This window comes from Lactonifactor longoviformis DSM 17459 (assembly GCF_900129135.1).
In the GTDB taxonomy this organism is placed as follows: Bacteria; Bacillota; Clostridia; order Lachnospirales; family Lachnospiraceae; genus Lactonifactor; species Lactonifactor longoviformis.
Genome location: NZ_FQVI01000046.1, coordinates 1 through 15,373, shown reverse-complemented (window position 1 = coordinate 15,373; position 15,373 = coordinate 1). Strand labels below are relative to the sequence as shown.

Below are 15,373 nucleotides of genomic sequence, written 5' to 3'. Positions count from 1 at the left end.
ACTTGGTCATAAGTGTGACCTCCTTATAATGAATTTACACCAACAGGTGCATGACCTCATTATAAGGTTTTTATAGATAAAGCGATTTCCTTTTTTAAATCATATCATGCAATTTCTTTCCCATTCGTATCAATCTCCATTCTCCGCGCCATTGGTGCGGGATGTATTCACTATACCAAACTTTCAAAAAGCTGTCACTCTCCTTTGGCAGTAAAAAGCTCTTTGCAATTATAGAAAGTGAAAATGACAGATAATCCATAGACTACCTGCCATTTAAAATAAACTGCATAAATTTTTTATTCAAACTCGGCGTACCCTTTGTTGTCTCTAACTATATTTATTTAAGTTTTGTGCAGATACACGCCTTTTTTACTTCAAATACATCATTTATTCTGGCTTCCTGATTTTCCGTTGCCAATATGTTGCCAGAAACCTTGTTACATATCAAATAAATCAGAATGGCTTCCTGTGTCAACTAAAGTCAAAATCAGAATATCATGTTCAATTAAATATATTAATAGCCAATCTGGTTGGATATGACATTCCCTAAATCCTGTGTACCTTCCTTTTAGTTCATGATCCCTGTACTTATCATCCAATGAAAGCCCATGAATTAATTTGTCTACTACTGTATCCAGTAATTCTATATCTAATCCTCGTTTCTTCGCTCGTTTTAAGCCCTTTTTAAACTTACCAGTCAGTACTAATTGATAGGTCATAATTCCATATCCTTTAAAGCTTCGGAAAAACTATTATATTTCTTAGTGTCCGGATCTCGGCTGATTTTCTTAGCTTCTTCCATCGCCTCTATAACTTCTGGTTTATATTTGGGAAGTTCAACATTAAAAGGCAAACCACCTCTTAATACACATTGTCTTAAAAACATATTTGTAGCACTCGATAAATCTATTCCTAATTGTCCAAATAACTCCATTGCTTGTTTTTTTAACTCTTCATCGATCCTAATTTGTGTTGGTACTGTTGCCATAATCATCACCTTCCTTTAATATTATTGTACCAGTTTCGATTTACATTGTCAATTGTTTGTATTATTTTTATGAATATAATGTTTTTATATTATTGGCAACAAAAAATGCCCCTATTATGACGATTTGTATATAATACAAGAAATGGCAGATACTCAAAATAAATACCTGCCATTCAGAATATTATATGCAAAAATAATTCTACTCGAATTCGGCGTGTCCTTTGCTGTTTATAACTATATTTGTTTAAGATTCATGCAGATACACGCCCTTTTTTACTTCAATTACATCATTTATTCTGGCTTACTGATTTTCTGTTGCCAATATGTTGCCATTTTATTAACGTATTTTCACATCATACTACTATTTTCATTTTGGGTAAACAGCATCGTTTCGAGAAAGGAGATACACACAATACTGGTTCATACTGATACCCTCTCTTTTAGAATGCTCTGCTAATGAACGGTGCAGACTTCGAGGTATTCTCAATTTAAACTGTCCAGAATAATCTTCCAACTTATCTGGCTCATGAATCGGAATTCCATCTTCAAGTGCAGCTTCAATCCATACTTTTTTTGCATCCAGCGCATTTGCTACTGCAGTTTCTACTGTCTCACCACAGGTAATACACCCCGGAAGGTCAGGATAGGAAACCACAAATCCGCCTTCATCTTTATCTTCCAAAACCTCCATCCGGTAGGACATTGCCATATAATCATTCAGCGTCTTCATCGTTTTTCGCCTCACTTTCTACAATTTGCTTTACCAACTCTACATATGCTTTTTTAATTGGTTCATGCTTTGGTATCGTAAGTGGTTGACATCCCGGTTACCGAAATGTGTAATGACTGCTACCACTCCTCAGAGCGTTCATTTCATATCCATAACTTTCCAACACTTTACGCAATTCATCGAACCGGAGGTCTTTAGATAAAGAGCAAATACGAGTTAATAGTTTATCCCACTTTGACATTTTGAATACCTCCTGTCTATATTATATGTGGTGTCATATATGGTGTCAATCCTTTTATATGTCAATTTTATGGCAACAAAAAAAATTTGTAAATAAAACTAATTAAATAATGCCAAATATGGCAAGTAATCCATAGACTACCTGCCATATAAAGTAAGCCGTAATAAAATTTTGATTATTCAAACTCGTCTCACAGTAATTTAATTCTCGTATTTTTGTAGCGTTCGAGCTATTTTTTGTTGCTATATTTGCCATATTCGCATATGTGATTTTGACTGTCATAAAATTGTACTCAAAATGCACTCAGCATCAATAATTATACCAGCGCTTTTAACCGACCTACATTTTTAAAAATATGTGCAGGATATGACTCAGGAAAATGTTCTTCCATAGAATCATATGTCTTTTCCCATAGTTCCAAAAACAACGGTTCAACGATACTACTAATGTAATCATTATCGTAATATTGTGTATTAAAACCTTCAATTTCTTTCAATTGTTCAAGAACTAAATGCAATAAAAACCTATTGCCATGTACAAGTACTAATCTTTTACGTCCAATTGCTCCTGTTTCGTTTTTTGCAATACAACTTTCTACAGCACGCAATACCTGTACCCCATTAAATAACAAAAAACTATTAGTTGCACCATTAAATAACAGTTTATATGGTGCTTTTTCAATATTTTCCGTTAAAGCACCAACATTTCTTTTAACCAGTGCTACTATCGAGAGCTCTGACAATGCGCATGCCTGGGAAACAATGGTTTCGTCCAGTGAAATCTGTCTCTCTGGTTCTTCTATCTTAGCGCCAGATTTATACAAGTATTGAATCCCTCCAAAACTCAATTCCATACGCAATCTTTCTTGATTTAGATCTAAAGAAGCAAAATCTTTCCCATCAATTCTGTTTTGTGTATTTGATAATTTCGTTATTTGAACTGCTTGTTCTTCATCAGCATCACCTAAATCAATCATCTGTACGAAAATCTTGGCATCGGAGACTATTTCCGGCATTTCTGCATACACAGAACCGATCACGCCTGTTGTTTGTGCTCCATTAACTAAAGAAACACCTTCCAAAGCAAACAATCCCGTTTCTCGTCCAGTACTATATACTGCCTTTTTAGTAATTTTTTTGCACAAAATTTTGATACCGTTATTGTAATAAAAGAATTTTTCAGGATTGTTTTTAAGTACATCTCTAATTCCTTGATTGACCTCTGTACTCCCCTTATAATACCGAATATTTTTTGCAAACAATCTATTCCCATATTGATTATACCATTCTCCTACAGCAGAAACAGGAATAGTACCATAATATGCTTTAAAAGGAGCTTCTACAACTCCCCAGTTACTAAGTAGAACATCATCTAATACAATATTATCAGAATTCTGTCCATTCGCTAAATATTCGTATATATCCTGCAGCTTAGTTTCTACAAAAATCAGTAAATCGCTTGAATCATCTTCATTAACTTGATTAAGCAATTCATTAACAGGGCGAAACGCATAATCATCCATGTTTTGATTACCTGTATGACAAAATATCATTTCTATTTGATAATCCATATCTCGAATGGCATCTGCAATCTCCTGTTGCCGTGCAGATATTTTTTTGTTGCAACCGGCAAAATCAAGATTAATGATTCTCTTTATACCTTCTACAAACGTGCTTGCTTCTTCTTGTGAAATACTCCCAGTTCCCTCTTTGCGCCACTTGCTCTGAACAAGAAGCAATTTTTTCTGCGTAGTATCATTATATACTGCATCAATTCCCATATCATGATAACCATCGGTAATGCTCCGAGCTGCAACATCGTAATCTATTCCGCAACGCATCACTAAAACTAACGCTGCAATGGCTCGTGTATAATATTTATTGTTTTTTTCATCAGGATTTTTAGCATCTGATAAGTCTATTTTGTCTTTAAACAACTCATCGAGCTTTGTTTGAACTCGGATCATTTTCAGATTCGGCATGCTTATATACACCTCTTTTTTCTTACGTATAGATTCCAAATACATCTATTGCCTGTTATATTTTGTAACTATATTACTCTTTAACAGCAGTTGCAACTGTATGATCGGAATAGGTTTCCCAGATAGGTTCATAATCTGCAGTTGCCTGATTGCCCCACATATCCCAGCCTTCTCGTACACCTCTTGCAAAAAGTTCAATACGATGTCCCTGGCTACATGCTTCTATAATAGGAATAATTTCATCCGGCTTACGACTATGTTCTCTTTTCATAGTTCTGATTAAATTAACCTGCGAACGAGCTGGCTGCAATGTTCTGTTTGATGCACTTTTTTTCTTTATACCAAAAAGCAGTAATTCTGTAACATTTCTAAAATAGTAACCTACGCCTCTACCATCTGGGCCGCCATCTTTTCGAACCTTTTCCCATACAATATTTGCCTTATAATCGAATCCCCAGGCATCCATAACAGCAAGACCGTCAGGAAGTAACGCATTCGGCACCCATAAATACAATTGTGCTTTATCGCCAGCTATATCTGCAATAGAAAGCTCTTTTATATCATTAAGGGTCATAGTATCATACCGAGTAAGTCGTTTATGTTCAGGTGCAACTTTTCCAGTTCTATTTTGGAACTGCCACGGCGGATCAGCATAAATCGTATTATATTTTTTCCCCTTCGTAAACAGCTGTAAGTTTTCTATAGTAGTTTTTAAGTCTGCCATATCCTTCAACACATTCCTTTCCTATTCCTATTGCCAAAATCGGACAGCCCCCATTACGTCGGGAATCAAGTCTGTATTTTAGTTTTCCCACCCATGTGGTACTTGCCCCATATTTTTTCATTAAAGGTTGACCGTTATCATCTTTTTCTTGTTTAAAAATATCATTTAATTCTTCTGCTCTTGTTACAATAACGCCAACATCAATCAGACCGCAATCAAAATAGGTTCTCATCGCCAACAAATCTCGGTCAAACGTTCGATCTTTACTATTCCATTCCAAATCGAAGGCAACCCTATTTTTTAAAAAGTCAATATTATGCCCATCGATATACCCTTCTATTGTTTCAACTTCATAGGGTTCATCAGCAAATCTTCCTCTTCTCTGTGCTGTCTGCCTTGGATATTTTTTCACTATCAAGTCACCACTAATGCGTATTTCTCTCCAACCATAAGGATAAAGAACATCATCAAACTTTTTAGGTATCGGTGATTCATTACCGCCAGCAGTCTTAATATCATTTAAAGTAAGTTGCAAACTTCTTAAACATTCCTGCAACTCAATCCATTCTAATGGGAAAGCATCATGAAGTATCTCCAGTGCGTGACCATAATTATAGAACTCAAATTTATCAAGAATATCTTTGTCAATATATTTTTCTAAATCCACCTTTGTTCCTCCTCAGTATTTCTCATTGATTTGGTATAATTTCCATTATTTCATCCATCGTACATCCCAGTTCAACACATATCTTCGTAAGAACCTCAACACGAACATCCTCATTTCTTCCAAGCCTTGCCATCGCATTTGTACTGATTTTTGCTTTCTCACAAAGTTGTGTTTTATTCATATTTCTATCAATAAGCAACTTCCAGAGTTTATTATAGCTAACAGCCATATTGAACCCCCTCCACTACAACTAACTTCAAATATGTCATGTATAATATACCATAAGCGCCTATTTTCTTCAAGATAATCTTGAGATATTCAAGAAATAGAAATAAGAAAGAGTACAATTTTTGCTCGTACTCTCTCTTCTAAAATCCCCTTATACGTAGATAAGCTCACTTTTAATAATTTCTTCTGCTCGATTTATAATATTATTCACTGCACTGACCCATTCCATTTGCGACTTACGCTTAAGTTCCTCCGTTACTCCTTCATTGTCCATCATCTGTCTGATAATCAGCTTATACCGAGTATCCGCTTGTTCATTCAATTGAGTTGAATAACTCCATAATTCTCCATTAAGAAGTAGTTCATTAAACAAAACCGGATTAATTTTCTTTAAATATTCCCTATGTTCCACGCATGGCAGGAGCAGTCTGCCCTGTTAGAGAAAGGCGAGATAACCAAAGAGGAATATGACCAATGGCGGTATAAATATCCCGAACTTGACATCGCAAAGCAATGGCGAAAAGTTCCCTCACAGGAATTAAGTGACTTCCTCACAGATGCATTGAAAGATGAATCCGAATGATTCTCCCCCAGCCTTTTATCAATGCAAAAAACCTTACCGATGTTCAGTTATATTTCTTAAATCAGTAAGGTTTCTTTATGTTATTGAAGTATTTTATTCAGTGCGTGATGTTAAAAGTGTTGCCAAATCGTTGCCAGTCACTAAGCAAATATGTTTGCACCCCGCATAAACACTGGACTTTTCAAAGTCATTTCATCACTCAAACTCCAGACAGACAGTAAACCATATAAGAGAAAATTATTGATTTTAAGGCATTTTCAAGAAATATAAGACACTATAAAACGATATAAAAAAAGAAAAAAATGCAATGGGGATACAGTCAATCTTGCCCCATAGACCACAAACTCAATATCTATTTTTACCCAGACGTTCATCATTGAGCGTCTATTTTTTTACCCAAACGAAAGGAGCATTAACATTATGAAAAAGATTATGAATCGATTGCTTACGGGTGTACTCACCCTAGCGACCGTATTTACAGCCCTGCCCGCCTCGGCTGTCCATGCGTCAGACACGCAATACTGGACGGACACAGAAGAAAAAGCGGGATATGTGGAAAAGGTGATGAATGACGGCAGTATCGGCTCTACATTCCATGAGGGCATTATGCAGGTAGAGGGCGAAACGGCATACTGTATCGACATCAACACCGACTTTGAGCCGGGATATAAAAACCGCTCGGGCGCAAGCTCACGCATGAGTGCCGACCAGATAGCGGACGTTGCCTTATCCCTTGAATACGTCAAGCAGTATTGGGCAAGTCATACAGGGTTGAACCACAAACAGCTTTACCTATTAGAACAATGCGCTGTCTGACAGAGATTGAGCGTACATCTGGGCTGGAACTGTGATAACGTCCGAGCTTCCTATGATGAAATCCCCAAAGCGGTACAAGAGGAAGTCTACGCTGGGGCAAAGGCTTTTGTAAAAGCCAACAAAGGACGCTATAAATGTGGCGGTTATATCTATTCTGGCAACGGACAGGAATTAGGTCAGTTCTGGGCAAAGCTGGCGGTGGGGAACGCAAAAATCTTGAAAGTTTCCTCCAATGCCAGCATTACAAATGACAGTGACGTGTATTCCCTTGCTGGGGCTGTCTACGGTGTCTTTTCTGATAAGGAATGTAAGAATGTTATCGCCACTCTTACGACAGATAACAGCGGGAATACCGAAGAAGCAGAGGTAAAAGCTGGCACAGTATACATCAAAGAGCAGTCTGCGCCCAAAGGCTTCAAGCTGGATCATACAATCTATCCGTTGACCGTGGAAGCTGGCAAGACTGCCACTTTAAAAGTGAGCGACACGCCAAAGGTCACGGAAACTTTGCTTGAACTTTTCAAGATTGACATGGAAACCTCTAAGGATATGCCACAGGGCAACGCTTCCCTAGCGGGCGCAGAGTTCATATGGCAGTATTATGACGGTTATTACAACAAAGACAATCTTCCGGCAGAGCCTACCCGCATATGGACGACAAAGACTATCGCTGAAAAAAACGGTGACGGAACCGCTTTCGACACGCTCCCCTATGGAAAATACCGTCTTGATGAAAGCAAAGCCCCAGAGGGCTATCTCAAAGACGGTGCGGTTTCCCGTGAGTTTATAATCGCAGAGAACGGAAAAATCGTTGATTTAACAGGCGAAGAAAGCTCAATCTACAACCAGATTAAGCGTGGCGATATAGAGGGTGTGAAGATTGGTGCTGGCACTCATAAGAGATTAGCAGACGTGCCTTTTAAACTTACCAGCAAGACCACAGGGGAAAGCCATATTGTCGTGACGGATAAAAACGGTCAGTTCTCTACCGCTTCCGACTGGGCTTCCCACAAGCACAATACCAATGCAGGAAAGACCAGTGAGGACGGTATCTGGTTCGGGACAGCAGAGCCAGACGACAGCAAAGGCGCATTGCTCTATGACACCTACGTAATTGAAGAATTACGCTGTACCAGCAATAAATGCTTCAAGCTCATTCCTGCCTTTGATATTGTGGTGTCCAGAGATAGAACCGTCATTGATTTAGGTACATTGACAGATGAATACGAAAAAGAAATTTCTATCCATACCACTGCAACCAGCAAGGACGGCGAAAAGGTCGTTGAAGCTGGCAAGGAAGTGACAATCATTGATACGGTCAAGCTGGATGGGCTGGAAATCGGCACAAAGTATCAGCTAAAGGGCTGGCAGATGATTAAGGACGAAAACGCAGAGCTTGTCATTGACGGTAAGCGTGTGGAAAATGACTATTCATTTGTCGCAGACAGCGAAACAATGGAAGTCCAGATTGTCTTTACCTTTGACGCTTCCGAGCTTGGCGGAAAAGACCTTGTGACGTTTGAGGAATTATACGATTTAACCAACCCAGATGAACCGAAAAAAGTTACGGAACATAAGGACACCACGGACAAAGGGCAGACGGTATCTGTAAAAGAAAAATCAGAAACACCTGCCCCAGAAGAACCAGAAAAGCCGTCCACACCAGATACACCAGTACAAAAGACGGACAGTCCAAAGACAGGCGATACAACAAATGTAATCGGTCTGCTGGCTCTGCTTGGTGCTTCCAGCATAGGTCTGGCGGGAACATACTTCTATAAAAAGCGTAAAGCGAAGAAGTTATAGGACGGTCTAAAGTGATGAAAAAGAAATGCCGTTCCCCGACAGCGGAAACGTGTCGGCAGGCTCCCTTTATTCTGGCTTGCTGGTATCACGTTATCAGCCAGAATAAAGAACATAACAAATATTAGAAAGAAAAGAGGTAAAAACATATGGAACTTAAATTTGTAGTGCCGAACATGGAAAAGACATTCGGCAATTTGGAATATGCAGGAGAAAACGAGGTTGTACAGCGTAGGATCAACGGACGCATGACGGCAGTGTCCCGAAGCTACAACCTTTACAGTGATGTGCAGAGGGCAGATGATATTATCGTGGTGCTTCCTGCTGAAGCTGGGGAAAAGCATTTCCAGCCAGAACAGAAAGTAAAGCTGATTAACCCACGCATTACCGCAGAGGGCTACAAGATTGGCACAAGAGGGTTTACAAACTATATCCTGCTGGCAGATGATATGTTACCAGCAGAGAATAAATAAGGAGGGCTAAAACATATGAGATTAGCAAAGGGTATCGTAATTGAAAAAGAAAAGACATTCGGACAGTTGAAGTTTTCGGCATTAAGACGTGAGGTGCATATCCAGAATGAGGACGGGACGGTAAGCGAGGAAATCAAAGAAAGAACCTACGACCTTAAGTGCCGTGGGCAGGGACACATGATACAGGTGTCCATTCCTGCTACTGTTCCGTTAAGGGAATATGACTACAACGCAGAGGTGGAGCTTATCAATCCTGTTGCGGACACAGTAGCAAATGCCACCTTTCAAGGGGCAGACGTGGATTTGTTCATTAAGGCGGATGATATTGTCTTGAAAGGCAGACCTGCACAGCCGGCAGGAAACCCGCAACCACAAAAAAATAAGTTAGAGATACTAGATTTAATTGTGTAGGGGGTTCATTTGAAGTATAATATCTACGTGCAGAATTCGAGATTTACTATCGAAACTGCATGAGAAGTAGAAAAGGAGATTTCTATAGATGATAAAAAAAATTATTGGAAAAATACAAGCTATACGTGTTAGATATATAAAATCCAAATGGAGCATAAAAAGATATTTTAAGTCTTCTGTTGGCTTCGTTATTGTACTTATTTTATTAAGTCTTGTAGGGGTCTTCTTAAATGTAAAGTATTTATCAATAGATACATCGTTTAAATCTACGGCGTATAATATAATTAGTTCGCTTTTGATTGGTATTATCTCATCTTCAATAATTACTCTAAATGTGGAATATAATAACATTAAAAACACCAAACAAAAAAGATTGTCTGTATTAAATAAACTGAATTTTGAACTTTGCATGTTTCATAATATTTATACGTTATATTCAGCTCATAATGACAGACACCCAAATGGACACCCTTTGCTTGAAAACAATCAACATTTATGTGATAAATATGTCTTTCTCAATTTTGTCGTTAAAGAATGCTCAAAAGCTTTTGCTGAGGGAAAAGACTATCTAAATACCATAGAAATAGACACTTTATCATGTATATTAACCAATTATCATTGTATGGAAACGGTTATCGGTATTGACTTACTTTCCATGTTCGATTTTGACTCAATGCAACATCAATTAGAAGATACAACATATGATGAGTTATTGGATGATGTTGCCAAAGAGGCAATTCCAGAATTATTCAATGATATTATCAAAGACTTAGAAAATTTGAAACTTGAATTAGAATTAGAGGGGTTTCAAGATGTTTTAAATAAAGGTATTCTTAACAAATATCAAAAGAATTGTTAAGAGATAAAGATATTAATAGCAGTTAGTCGATATGATTGACTGCTTTTTTCATACCCAGAAAGGAGGATTTATGGCATTTTACAAATACAGGGGAAAGCGTATCAGAGCCAGCGACAAGTCACTTGTCTACCGTTTCTGTGGCGGTTCGCTCCTGTTCCTGTTCGTGACGGTCATTCTGCTTTTGAACATGGGACAGCTCATGTGTACCGACTGGCACAGCTTTAGCCTAATCAGAGATAACGGGCTGGTGTTCTCGCTCTCCCCTTACAACTTCATAACGATTATTATGGCGACTGGTATCTGTATACTGGTCGCTTTTCTATTTTACCACTTCTTCCATGACCGCTATAAACAGCTCATGCACCGCCAAAAGCTGGCACGCATGGTCTTGGAAAATGGCTGGTATGAAGCAGAAACCATACAGGACACAGTTTTTTTTACTGACCTGTCCTCTGGCAGATCAAGGGAAAAAATCGTCAGCTTTCCCAGAATGTATTACCGCATGGAAAAAGGCTTGCTTCATATCCAGTGTGAAATCACGCTGGGGAAGTATCAAGACCAGCTTTTGCAGTTGGAAGATAAGCTGGAAAGCGGTCTATATTGTGAGCTGATCGACAAGCTGTTGTATGACGGCTACGTGGAATACACGCTTTTATATGACATGATAGCAAACCGTATTTCCATAGAGGAAGTACAGGCAGAAAACGGAGGCTTGCGATTGATGAAAAATCTGGTCTGGAAGTATGACACTCTCCCCCATGCCCTTATCTGTGGTGGGACTGGTGGCGGTAAGACTTATTTTATTCTTACCATTATTGAAGCCCTGTTGCGGACAAACGCTGTCCTGTATATCCTCGACCCAAAGAACGCCGACCTTGCGGACTTGGGAACGGTCATGGATAAGGTCTACTACAAAAAAGAAGATATGGTAGATTGCGTCAATGCGTTCTATGACGGCATGGTGGCAAGAAGCGAAGCAATGAAGCTCATGCCAAACTACAAGACAGGTCAAAACTATGCTTATTTAGGGCTTGCTCCGCATTTCCTTATCTTTGATGAATACGTGGCATTTATGGAGTGCCTTACCACAAAGGAAAATATCGCCATACTTAGCCAGCTAAAGAAAATCGTCATGCTGGGACGGCAGGCAGGCTATTTTCTTATCCTCGCTTGCCAGCGTCCGGACGCAAAATATTTCAGTGACGGTATCAGAGATAACTTTAACTTCCGTGTTGCCTTGGGACGCATGAGTGAACTTGGCTACGGCATGATGTTTGAAAGCGACACAAACAAGAAGTTTTTCCAAAAACGTATTAAAGGACGTGGCTACTGTGACGTTGGTACAAGTGTCATATCAGAGTTTTACACACCCCTTGTCCCGAAAGAGCATGATTTCTTGCAAACCATAGGCACACTTGCTATCAAAGGGCAGGACGGACAGGTGGCGTGCGAAGCGAAAGCCACAGGTACGGACTAGCCCTGCTGGTGTGGCGCAAGCCACGCCAGCTTCATAAGCCCCTCGGTATCTAACAGAGGGGCACAAAATACCAGAAAACAGTATCAAAAAATACGGAAATCTCCGCAAGGTACAAGGGTTTCCGTGTAATTCTTATGGGTGTGACATTGGCAGTCAAATGTCTCATTCAAGAGATTGGAGGAATGACAACTGAAAGAAACTGACTGGATAACCGATTTTAAAGACAAGCGGTCAGCCTATGGCGTATCACAGAACAGGCTTGCACTGATAGCTGGCATGAGCCGTGAACATATCAGTCGTATCGAAAACAGGAAAATCAAGCTGACAGAGGAAATCAAGGAACAACTCACGGTGGCACTGGAAAAATGTAACCCAGACAATCCGCTGGAAATGCTGTTTGACTATGTACGGATAAGGTTTCCAACAATGGACGTACAGCATGTCATACGGGATATATTAAAGCTCAACATGGACTATATGCTACATGAGGACTTCGGCTTTTACAGCTACACGGAGCATTACTATATTGGCGATATTTTCGTGCTGACCTCTACTGACGAGGAAAAAGGCGTGTTGCTGGAACTGAAAGGCAAAGGCTGTCGGCAAATGGAAAGCTATTTACTTGCACAGGAAAGAAGTTGGTATGACTTCCTCATGGATTGTCTGGTTAACGGCGGTGTGATGAAACGACTTGACCTTGCAATCAACGACAAGGCAGGAATACTTGACATTCCAGAGCTTACCCAAAAATGCGACCGTGAGGAATGTGTTTCCGTGTTCCGCTCCTACAAGTCCTATGCTTCGGGGGAACTGATAAAGAGCCATGAGCAGGACAAGGCAGGTATGGGACACACGCTGTATATCGGTTCTCTAAAATCAGAAGTCTACTTCTGCATTTATGAAAAGGCACAGGAACAGTACGCAAAGCTGGGTATTCCGCTTTCTGAAACACCTGTGAAGAACCGCTTTGAAATCAGGTTGAAAAATGACCGTGCCTACTACGCTGTGCGTGACCTGCTCACTCACTATGACGCAGAACAGACGGCATTTGACATTATCAACCGCTATATGCGGTTCGTGGACAAAGAGGACGGAAAAAGCGTACCGATTGGCAGGTCAATGACCGCTGGGCGTGGTTTATCGGTTCTGATCGTAGGCGTTTGAAATTAACGACCAAGCCAGAACCGTACACGCTGGAACGGACACTAAGCTGGATAACAAGGCAGGTCGCCCCTACCTTAAAAATGGCAAAGCGGATTGACCGTATCAACGGTACAAACATCATTGAAAGTCTTGTGCAGGGCGCAAAGCTCACAGACAAGCACGAAAAAATCATCAAACAGCAGACGGCTTCCATTGAGGAAGTCGCTTTACAGCCAAAGGAGGAATAAAACATGCTGGAATTATTCAAGGATTTCTTGCTGGTATCGCTTGGCGGTGGTATCGGTGTTACGCTCATGTGTCTGCTTATCGCAGGAAAACAAGCAGACAGAGATATGGAGCGCAGGAAAGGGGGTGAGGAAGAATGAATTTTGGACAGAACTTATACACTTGGTTTTTAAGCAATGCACAGAGCCTTGTGTTAATGGCAATCGTGGTAATCGGTATCTACTTAGGCTTCAAGCGTGAGTTTTCCAAACTGATTGGCTTTCTGGTCGTTGCGCTGATTGCGGTAGGTCTGGTATTCAATGCCGGCGGTGTCAAGGACGTACTCTTGAACCTGTTTAACAAGATTATCGGTGCTTAACATCAAGGTTTTGCAGATGTGCAAAACCTACCATTCCCCCTATGGGAGCTGGGCATAGGGGGAGGAAAGGGGGTGACGGAATGGTACAAGGAGGAAACCCAGACAAGCGAAAGGACGTGAAAACGAATGGAAGAATTAAGAGTTTTGATAGAAGCAACAATCCCCACAGACGGCGAACTGCCCTCCGCCTGGTTTGATTTGCCGATTGATGAAATAGAGTTTGAAGAACGGCTCAAAGTCAGCACAGACAGCGAAGATTACTGCATTGTAGAAATGGAACTGCCCTTTGCAGATGAAGTAAAAGAAAATACGATTGTTGGACAGTTAAATGACCTGTACCGTATGTATGAAGATTTACCTGTTGATCATCGGGAGGAATTGGAAGAACTGCTGACCCACTTTACCAGTCTGGAAGAGCTGTACCAGCACAGATATGACATCATTCATTATGCAAATTGCAATACCATGATTGACGTTGCCCGCCATGTACTGGCTGACAATCCAGCGTTCAACAGCCTGTCAGAAGATTGTGTACGGTACTTCGACTTTGAAGCCTACGGACAAAGCCTTGATGAAAACGGAAAGTTCATTGAGTCATGACCACCGGCTTAGCCGGTGGCTTGCTCTGCGGCTATAAGCCGCTATTTCCAGCTTGCGTCTAAAGACGCATTGAAAAGGTTCGCCTTCCCCATAGTGGTCTCGGGCAGACCCTAAAGGGTCATCTTATTTGCCCTTTTTTACCGGCTCACCCGTAAACGGGTATATATATTCTTTGAGAGTCATCTGGTCGTATTCCCAGTCTTCTTGTAATTGGTTTTTTATATATTCTTGAATTTTCTTTGCATTTTTTCCGACTGTATCTACATAATATCCTCTACACCAAAAATGCCTATTACCATATTTATATTTTAAATTGGCATGCCTCTCGAATATCATTAGCGAACTTTTTCCTTTTAAATACCCCATAATCTCTGATACACTATATTTCGGGGGGATTCTCACTAACATGTGTATATGGTCCCGACAGCATTCTGCTTCTATTATTTCTATCCCTTTTCTTTTACACAACTCACTTAAAATATGCGCTACATCTGCTTTTATTTTCCCATAAATTATCTGTCTTCTATATTTGGGTGCAAATGCCAAATGATATTTACATTCCCATTTAGTGTGTGCTAAACTGTTATTGTCCATATAGGGCACCTCCTTGGTATGTTGTAGTGCGGTTGGCGAACCTGCACTTTATTATATACCAAGGAGGTTTTTACTTGAAGCTAAAGCTGTCTGGGGACAGGGGCTGTGAAAAAACAGTCCGAATAAAAAAAGAGGATTTTCAATACACTTTAGTGGTTGAAAATCCTCTTTTTGTGGTAAAATTTATCTGCTATGAAAAACAATACCACAACTTATTCTATACCAAAACAAGGCACTTTGCCAATGTTTATTTCAGATTTTCTTGATATTTGTGACCCTGTTTTAACTTTTGACAAATTCATGGAGGGAATTGATCTAACTAAGTATCTCGACAAACTGCCGGCGCGTGAGACCGGACGGGTCAGATATAATCCTGTCAACATGTTAAAAACAGTTCTTTTCGGGTTTATGACCCAGGGATATATGTCACTAAGAGAACTGGAAGACAACT

Annotated in this window: 18 protein-coding genes and 2 pseudogenes; 11 read left to right on the top strand and 9 right to left on the bottom strand. The window is 39.9% G+C overall.

The annotated features are described in order from the left end of the window. Positions 1-437: 437 nt before the first annotated feature. The 8 genes from BUA56_RS21480 to BUA56_RS21445 form a co-directional block, all read right to left on the bottom strand. Positions 438-719, bottom strand: a complete 282-nt coding sequence (locus tag BUA56_RS21480) for a type II toxin-antitoxin system YafQ family toxin (protein ID WP_072854810.1) — start codon at positions 717-719, stop codon at positions 438-440. Then, a complete protein-coding gene (locus BUA56_RS21475) occupies positions 716-988 on the bottom strand; it encodes a type II toxin-antitoxin system RelB/DinJ family antitoxin (protein WP_072854809.1) in 273 nt (90 codons plus the stop codon). The genes BUA56_RS21480 and BUA56_RS21475 overlap by 4 nt, the downstream gene beginning before the upstream one ends. A 367-nt stretch (positions 989-1,355) precedes the next feature. Beyond that, a complete protein-coding gene (locus BUA56_RS21470) occupies positions 1,356-1,718 on the bottom strand; it encodes a type II toxin-antitoxin system HicB family antitoxin (RefSeq protein WP_072854808.1) in 363 nt (120 codons plus the stop codon). Between the two features lie 557 nt (positions 1,719-2,275). Beyond that, entirely contained in the window at positions 2,276-3,925 is a 1,650-nt protein-coding gene (locus tag BUA56_RS21465; protein WP_242946838.1) for an AIPR family protein, read from the bottom strand. An 88-nt stretch (positions 3,926-4,013) separates the two neighbouring features. Then, positions 4,014-4,664 (bottom strand): MT-A70 family methyltransferase, encoded by a 651-nt coding sequence (locus tag BUA56_RS21460; RefSeq protein ID WP_072854807.1) that lies wholly within the window; start codon positions 4,662-4,664, stop codon positions 4,014-4,016. Continuing rightward, positions 4,603-5,331 (bottom strand): BglII/BstYI family type II restriction endonuclease, encoded by a 729-nt coding sequence (locus BUA56_RS21455; RefSeq protein ID WP_072854806.1) that lies wholly within the window; start codon positions 5,329-5,331, stop codon positions 4,603-4,605. Before BUA56_RS21455 ends, BUA56_RS21460 begins: the two co-directional genes overlap by 62 nt. Before the next feature lie 22 nt (positions 5,332-5,353). Then, complete coding sequence (locus tag BUA56_RS21450; RefSeq protein WP_072854805.1) at positions 5,354-5,560, bottom strand: helix-turn-helix domain-containing protein; 207 nt, start codon at positions 5,558-5,560, stop codon at positions 5,354-5,356. 150 nt (positions 5,561-5,710) lie between these two features. After that, positions 5,711-5,971 carry a TnpV protein gene (locus BUA56_RS21445; protein ID WP_072854804.1) on the bottom strand — a complete coding sequence of 87 codons (261 nt, stop codon included), beginning with the start codon at positions 5,969-5,971 and terminating at the stop codon, positions 5,711-5,713. Between BUA56_RS21445 and BUA56_RS23500 the strand changes: the two genes are divergently transcribed. The 10 genes and pseudogenes from BUA56_RS23500 to BUA56_RS21395 all read left to right on the top strand — a co-directional run bounded on the left by BUA56_RS23500 (position 5,963) and on the right by BUA56_RS21395 (position 14,328). After that, on the top strand, positions 5,963-6,142 hold the full coding sequence (locus tag BUA56_RS23500) for a hypothetical protein (protein WP_423241208.1): 180 nt from the start codon (positions 5,963-5,965) through the stop codon (positions 6,140-6,142). The two genes, BUA56_RS21445 and BUA56_RS23500, sit on opposite strands and share 9 nt — an antisense overlap. Positions 6,143-6,562: 420 nt before the next feature. Beyond that, positions 6,563-8,764, top strand: a pseudogene (locus tag BUA56_RS21435) (VaFE repeat-containing surface-anchored protein). 146 nt (positions 8,765-8,910) lie between these two features. Then, positions 8,911-9,234 carry a YdcP family protein gene (locus BUA56_RS21430; RefSeq protein ID WP_072854803.1) on the top strand — a complete coding sequence of 108 codons (324 nt, stop codon included), beginning with the start codon at positions 8,911-8,913 and terminating at the stop codon, positions 9,232-9,234. Between the two features lie 15 nt (positions 9,235-9,249). Beyond that, the gene (locus tag BUA56_RS21425) at positions 9,250-9,645 is read left to right on the top strand and encodes a YdcP family protein (protein WP_072854802.1); all 396 of its coding nucleotides are present in this window, start codon (positions 9,250-9,252) and stop codon (positions 9,643-9,645) included. An 88-nt stretch (positions 9,646-9,733) separates the two neighbouring features. Beyond that, a complete protein-coding gene (locus tag BUA56_RS21420; RefSeq protein WP_072854801.1) occupies positions 9,734-10,504 on the top strand; it encodes a hypothetical protein in 771 nt (256 codons plus the stop codon). Between the two features lie 70 nt (positions 10,505-10,574). After that, entirely contained in the window at positions 10,575-11,981 is a 1,407-nt protein-coding gene (locus BUA56_RS21415) for a P-loop NTPase family protein (protein ID WP_072854800.1), read from the top strand. A 189-nt stretch (positions 11,982-12,170) separates the two neighbouring features. After that, positions 12,171-13,372: pseudogene (gene mobT / locus BUA56_RS21410) on the top strand (MobT family relaxase). 3 nt (positions 13,373-13,375) lie between these two features. Next, positions 13,376-13,510, top strand: a complete 135-nt coding sequence (locus BUA56_RS21405; RefSeq protein WP_072854799.1) for a DUF3789 domain-containing protein — start codon at positions 13,376-13,378, stop codon at positions 13,508-13,510. Beyond that, positions 13,507-13,728 (top strand): hypothetical protein, encoded by a 222-nt coding sequence (locus tag BUA56_RS21400; RefSeq protein WP_072854798.1) that lies wholly within the window; start codon positions 13,507-13,509, stop codon positions 13,726-13,728. The genes BUA56_RS21405 and BUA56_RS21400 overlap by 4 nt, the downstream gene beginning before the upstream one ends. A gap of 126 nt (positions 13,729-13,854) precedes the next feature. Beyond that, complete coding sequence (locus BUA56_RS21395) at positions 13,855-14,328, top strand: antirestriction protein ArdA (protein ID WP_072854797.1); 474 nt, start codon at positions 13,855-13,857, stop codon at positions 14,326-14,328. A 123-nt stretch (positions 14,329-14,451) separates the two neighbouring features. Here the strand turns inward: BUA56_RS21395 and tnpA are convergent, their stop codons facing one another. Further along, complete coding sequence (gene tnpA, locus BUA56_RS21390; RefSeq protein ID WP_072854796.1) at positions 14,452-14,922, bottom strand: IS200/IS605 family transposase; 471 nt, start codon at positions 14,920-14,922, stop codon at positions 14,452-14,454. 192 nt (positions 14,923-15,114) lie between these two features. Between tnpA and BUA56_RS23495 the strand changes: the two genes are divergently transcribed. Continuing rightward, the coding region (locus tag BUA56_RS23495) for a transposase (protein ID WP_479724307.1) at positions 15,115-15,373 on the top strand (259 nt) is incomplete at its 3' end.